This window comes from Acidovorax sp. HMWF018, assembly GCF_003061035.1.
Taxonomy (GTDB): domain Bacteria; phylum Pseudomonadota; class Gammaproteobacteria; order Burkholderiales; family Burkholderiaceae_C; genus Acidovorax; species Acidovorax delafieldii.
On record NZ_QAIM01000502.1, the window covers coordinates 1,057 to 5,818 of the forward strand.

The 4,762-nt window shown below is 64.4% G+C and carries 7 protein-coding genes; 4 read left to right on the forward strand and 3 right to left on the reverse strand.

Features of this window, described 5'->3' with window-relative positions:
- Nucleotides 1-231: PQQ-dependent sugar dehydrogenase (locus DBR23_RS31410; RefSeq protein ID WP_233250651.1), on the reverse strand; the 231-nt coding region annotated here is incomplete at its 3' end.
- A gap of 194 nt (nucleotides 232-425) precedes the next feature.
- Here DBR23_RS31410 and DBR23_RS21380 point away from each other — a divergent pair.
- Nucleotides 426-1,013, forward strand: coding sequence for a C40 family peptidase (locus tag DBR23_RS21380; protein WP_108499527.1), 588 nt, complete (start codon nucleotides 426-428; stop codon nucleotides 1,011-1,013).
- A gap of 44 nt (nucleotides 1,014-1,057) precedes the next feature.
- Here DBR23_RS21380 and DBR23_RS21385 read toward each other — a convergent pair whose 3' ends face one another.
- Nucleotides 1,058-1,507, reverse strand: a complete 450-nt coding sequence (locus DBR23_RS21385; RefSeq protein ID WP_233250652.1) for a hypothetical protein — start codon at nucleotides 1,505-1,507, stop codon at nucleotides 1,058-1,060.
- Nucleotides 1,508-1,667: 160 nt separating this feature from the next.
- Between DBR23_RS21385 and DBR23_RS21390 the strand changes: the two genes are divergently transcribed.
- The 3 genes from DBR23_RS21390 (at nucleotide 1,668) to DBR23_RS21400 (ending at nucleotide 3,321) form a co-directional block, all read left to right on the forward strand.
- Nucleotides 1,668-2,375, forward strand: coding sequence for an adenylate/guanylate cyclase domain-containing protein (locus tag DBR23_RS21390; protein WP_108499528.1), 708 nt, complete (start codon nucleotides 1,668-1,670; stop codon nucleotides 2,373-2,375).
- An 83-nt stretch (nucleotides 2,376-2,458) separates the two neighbouring features.
- Nucleotides 2,459-2,710: a GlsB/YeaQ/YmgE family stress response membrane protein gene (locus DBR23_RS21395; RefSeq protein WP_056062936.1), complete on the forward strand. Its 252-nt coding sequence runs from the start codon at nucleotides 2,459-2,461 to the stop codon at nucleotides 2,708-2,710.
- Nucleotides 2,711-2,805: 95 nt separating this feature from the next.
- On the forward strand, nucleotides 2,806-3,321 hold the full coding sequence (locus tag DBR23_RS21400; protein ID WP_108499529.1) for a hypothetical protein: 516 nt from the start codon (nucleotides 2,806-2,808) through the stop codon (nucleotides 3,319-3,321).
- Between the two features lie 81 nt (nucleotides 3,322-3,402).
- Here DBR23_RS21400 and DBR23_RS21405 read toward each other — a convergent pair.
- On the reverse strand, nucleotides 3,403-4,762 hold a 1,360-nt coding region (locus DBR23_RS21405; RefSeq protein WP_233250653.1), incomplete at its 5' end, for a DUF6351 family protein.

A 4,762-nucleotide genomic window follows, 5' to 3' on the forward strand; every position in this document is an offset into this window, starting at 1 on the left:
GACAACGCGGAGGCGCCCCGGCCGCTCGGTCACCAAGAACTGCCCGCCCGGCAAAAAGGCCACCGCCCAGGGGTGGACCAGGCCGGTGGCCACCGGCACCAGCGACACCGCCGGCCGCGGCTCGGGGACACCTTGGGCCTGGCTGCCTGCGTACGCACTGGCCGCTATCAAACATATAGCTACCTGCGCTTTGTTCACTGGCACTACCCGCCGATTTAGAGTCCAACCCATGCTCTCAAGCTCCTTTTGGCCCATAGCCTCGCCACCGACCCACCTGGGGCGGAGGCAAGCCGGTCTGGCGCGCATCTTGCAAGCGGCTTTTGCCTGTGAAAACACTGCGCCCATCGATTTATCTGAATCAAATCAACAGCTTGCAAAAATGCTTATTTTTGATAAATAACCATACCGTGTTACCCTTCGCCCCCATGTCCAGATGGTTTTGCATCCTCATCCTTGCCTGCGCCACCGCTGCGCATGCGGCGCCCCAGGGCACCAATTCTGACGATATGGACCGTTTGCTCGCGGACAAAGGGCTGTTTACCCGACTCGAAGACGTGAGCCACAAGGTGGCTGACAAGGCCCAGACCGTGGCAGGCCGCGCGGGTGACTTGGTGGTCAACGCCATGGGTTTTTTGGGTGTGCCCTACAAGCGTGGCGGCAACAGTGCCGAGACCGGCTTTGACTGCAGCGGCTTTGTGCGCGCTATCTACGAGCAGACGGTAGGGCTTTTGCTGCCCCGCCGTGCTGATCAGCAGGCAGCCGCCACCCAGGTCATCGACAAGAAAGAGCTGCAACCCGGCGACCTGGTGTTCTTCAACACCATGCGCCGCAACTTCAGCCATGTGGGCATTTATGTGGGTGACGGCAAGTTCATCCACTCGCCCCGAAGCGGCTCAGAAATCCGGGTGGAAGACATGGGCGTCGCCTACTGGTCACGCCGTTTCAACGGCGCGCGCCGTGTGACGCCGGGCGAAGGTGTCGAGAGCGCCCAGGCACCCCAGGCGCAGAAATAAATCGTAAAACGCTCCCGGCTTCCTTCATTGGCGGGCCGTGGTGATCAGGGCTTGACCACGTACACCGTCTCGGTGCTGCGGATCGGGCCGCCGGTCACATTGACCGGCCCTGCAGACGGATCGCCCCGCAGCAGCGCCTTGGCTGCTGCCATGTCAGCCTGATAACGCGCCCGGGCCTCGGACTCACACCGCTTACGCTCCGCCGTCGGCATGGCCCGGCACTCTTCCAGGCTTACCTTGAGTCCGCCCCCCGCTTCACGAATGGCCGACTGGTAGCGCTGCTGCGGCGTGGTGTCAGGCACGGCACCGCGCGCCAGGGATGCCTCGTCGCTTTGCGCCTGGGCGGCAGTGGGAAACGACAGCGCACCGCCCAAGGCCATGGCGGCCACCAATACGGCGGCCGGGTGAGCCACCAACCGGCTCCATGACGAGCGCTGGGCCCCAGCCGGTGCAACGGAGTACGAAATGAATGGGGTGGATGACATAGTGAACATGGTGGGTACACCTTTCTGTCTTGAGAGAAGTCTGCGGCAGTGGTGGGGACGACAAGCACCCCACCACCCTTTGCGAGCCTCACTGTAGCCCCGGGCGCAACCTGCGCGGCGCCAGCACCGGCCGCGCTACCATGTCGGACACCACCCACAGGGCGTTGCCATGCACCACACCCCCGCGCTGCCCCCCGATGCTGCGACTGCACACGACAAGGGCTATCTCCGGCGCCTGCTGTCAGAGCGCAACCAGACCCCAACCAGCGGCACCGGGGCGATTGACGCCGCCATTGAACAGGCGTTTGTGCGCAGTGTCGCCATCCTGGTGCTGGACATGTGCGGCTTCTCCCGCATCACCCAGCGCCACGGCATCATTCACTTCCTGGCGATGATCCACCAGATGGAGCAGGCAGCGCGCCCTGCGATCGAAGGCAACGGCGGTGAGGTCATCAAGCAGGAGGCCGATAACCTGTTTGCGGTGTTCGCCACGCCCGAGCAAGCCCTGGAGGCCGCGCTGGACACCCTGCGCGCCCTGGGCGCCATGAACACCGTGTTACCGCCCGAGCGGACGCTGAACGTGAGCGCAGGCATTGGCTTTGGGCTCACCCTGGTGATTGCACGCGAGGACCTGTTTGGCCCCGAGATGAACTGCGCCTGCAAACTGGGCGAAGACATTGCCACAGCCAACGAGATCCTGCTCACCGAGGCGGCTTGGGTCAGCCTGCCGAGCGGGCGCTACGTGTGCTCGCGCACCGACCACCAGATATCGGGCATGGACCTGCATGCGCACCGCTTTGAGCGCTGCCTTTTTGAACGCCCCCTGCATCCGTGGGACTCCACACGGCACAGCACCACCTTGCCTGGGGGACGCTGACAGGGGGCATTGTCCGACAGCGCTTTGACTGCCCCATCTGTAAAGTGACTCTATCGTCTGAACCAACTATCAAGGGGAAAAACATGCTGTCACTTCTGGGGATGTTGCTGATTGGTTTGGTGGTGGGCTTGATTGCCCGTGCCGTCAAACCCGGGGACGACAAACTGGGCTGGATCATGACGGCGCTGCTCGGTGTAGCGGGCTCGTTTCTGGCCAGCTACGTGGGCATGGCCATGGGCTGGTATGCGCAGGGCGACAGCGCTGGCTGGATTGCATCCGTGCTGGGCGCTGTCGCTCTGCTGGTGGTGTACGGCCTGGTCAAGGGCAAGTCCTGAGAGGTCCTGGATCTTGCCCCGCTCGCTGAGCTGCCCGCCATCTGCGCTTTGAATCAGGCACTTTCGTCCTATCACCCTCCATCACGTTGTCACCCATGCCCACCTCATTGCAAATGGCCGCTGGAGACCCTGAACTGGCCGCGGTTGTACGCCGCGCCCGCAAGCTGCTGCACCGCCGCGCCATGGTGGCGGCAGCGGCCAGCGTGGTCCCGGTGCCGGGGCTGGACTGGGCGGTCGATGCTGCCCTGCTTTCCCGCCTGATCCCACAGATCAATACCGAGTTCGGCCTGTCGGCCGAGCAGATCGACCAGCTGGACCCAAAAAAGCGGGAGCAGGTGCAAAAGGCGGTGGGCCTGGTGGGTTCGGCGCTGATCGGCAAGCTCATCACCCGCGAACTGGTCATCCGTGCCACCCAGACGGTGGGCTTGCGCCTGAGCACCAAGCAGGCAGCCAAGTACGTGCCCCTGGCGGGCCAGGCCATCGCGGCCACCCTTGGCTACGCCACCCTGCGCTACCTGGGCGAGCAACATCTGCGTGACTGCATCCGCGTGGTGCAACAAGCCCAACTGCGGTTGCCGCCGCCCGTGGAGTCCTCAACGGTCAAGCGCTGACCCCAGGACCCGGGTATACAGACCCCAAAAAAGGGCCCGAGGGCCCTTTCCGCTTTATTGCAGCATCGCTCAGGCCGCGCGTCAGCTGGCCGAGCAGACAAAGCTGCTGGCGTCTTCCACACTGCCCGAGCCCTTGTACTTGGCAAACTGCGGGTAGGGGCACAGCGGACGCGTGCGGTTGGGAAAGTCTGCGTTGGTGGGCAGCGCCTTGGCCGCGATGCTTTGTGGGGCAATGCCCTTCTCTACCCAGTCCACCATGGTCTGGATCGAGTCGAAGTTGTCGGTGGCCGGACCGCCCGAGCAGTGGTTCATGCCCGGCACCAGGAAGGTCCGCGCAAAGTTCTGCGTAGCCGCCATGCCGCCGTTGTTAGCGGCCAGACGTTCGTAGTAGTCCACCGTGTCAAACGCCGAGAAGATCGGGTCAGACATGCCGTGGATGAACAGCAGCTTGCCGCCGCGCTGCTTGTAGGCCGCCAGTTTGTCGTCGGCATAGGTGTCGTAGACGGCAGAGTACGGGACCATGCGTGCGGGGTCGGTATCAAAGTTGAAGGCCAGCGGGTTGAACGAGAGATCGGGCGGTGTGAAGAACTCGTTGACCAGGGCATCCACCATCAGTGTGATGTAGCGTGCGTCGGGCGTGGCCGTGGTCGAGTTACCCAGCGTCCAGGACCGCCAGCCGGGAGCCGCCAGCCCGGCGTCCCACGGTTGGCCGGTGTACAGCGCCTTGCCCACAGAGTTGCGGGGCCCGGCAAACACGCTCTTGAGCGCACCCACCTGGGCGGACGACAGGCAGCTGTCGGTCTTGCCGCCCGTGCATTGCAGCACGGCGGGGTCAAACGCCTTGCAGGCATTGACGTTCTGGGCCAGGCCGTCCACCACGCCGTCGGCCGCGTCGCAGGTGGCATTGACCGCATTGGCCACCAGTTTGAGGTCGCTGTTGCTGAAGGCCTTGGAGAGGATGCGGTTGCCACTGGCATCCTGCGGCGCAATGGCGTTGAACTGGATGGTGTTCCACATGGCGGCCACCGTGGCACCGCTGGACACGCGCATGGCGGGCGCTCCGGCGGTGATGCCGTCAAAGTAGTCCGGGAACCGCTGCGAGAACATCATGCCCTGGCGCCCGCCGCCGGAGCAGCCTGAGAAGTAGGAGTAGTCCGGCTTGCGGCCGTAGCGCGTGCTGATGAGCGACTTGGAGGCCACGGCCGTCTTGTCGTAAGAGTTGTAGGCATGGTCGGTGCGCGCCTGCGGGTCGGCGCCAAAGCTGGCGCTGGAGCCGGTATGGCCCGCATCGGTGGACACCACCGCAAAGCCCTGCCCCAGCGGCGACGGCGTGCCGCCCGAAATGCTGGAGCTGAGCGAGGTGTCGCGCAGGATGCCGTCGTTGCCGCCCCCGCCGATGAACAGAAAGCGTCCGTTCCAGCGGTCGGGCAGGCTCAACTGA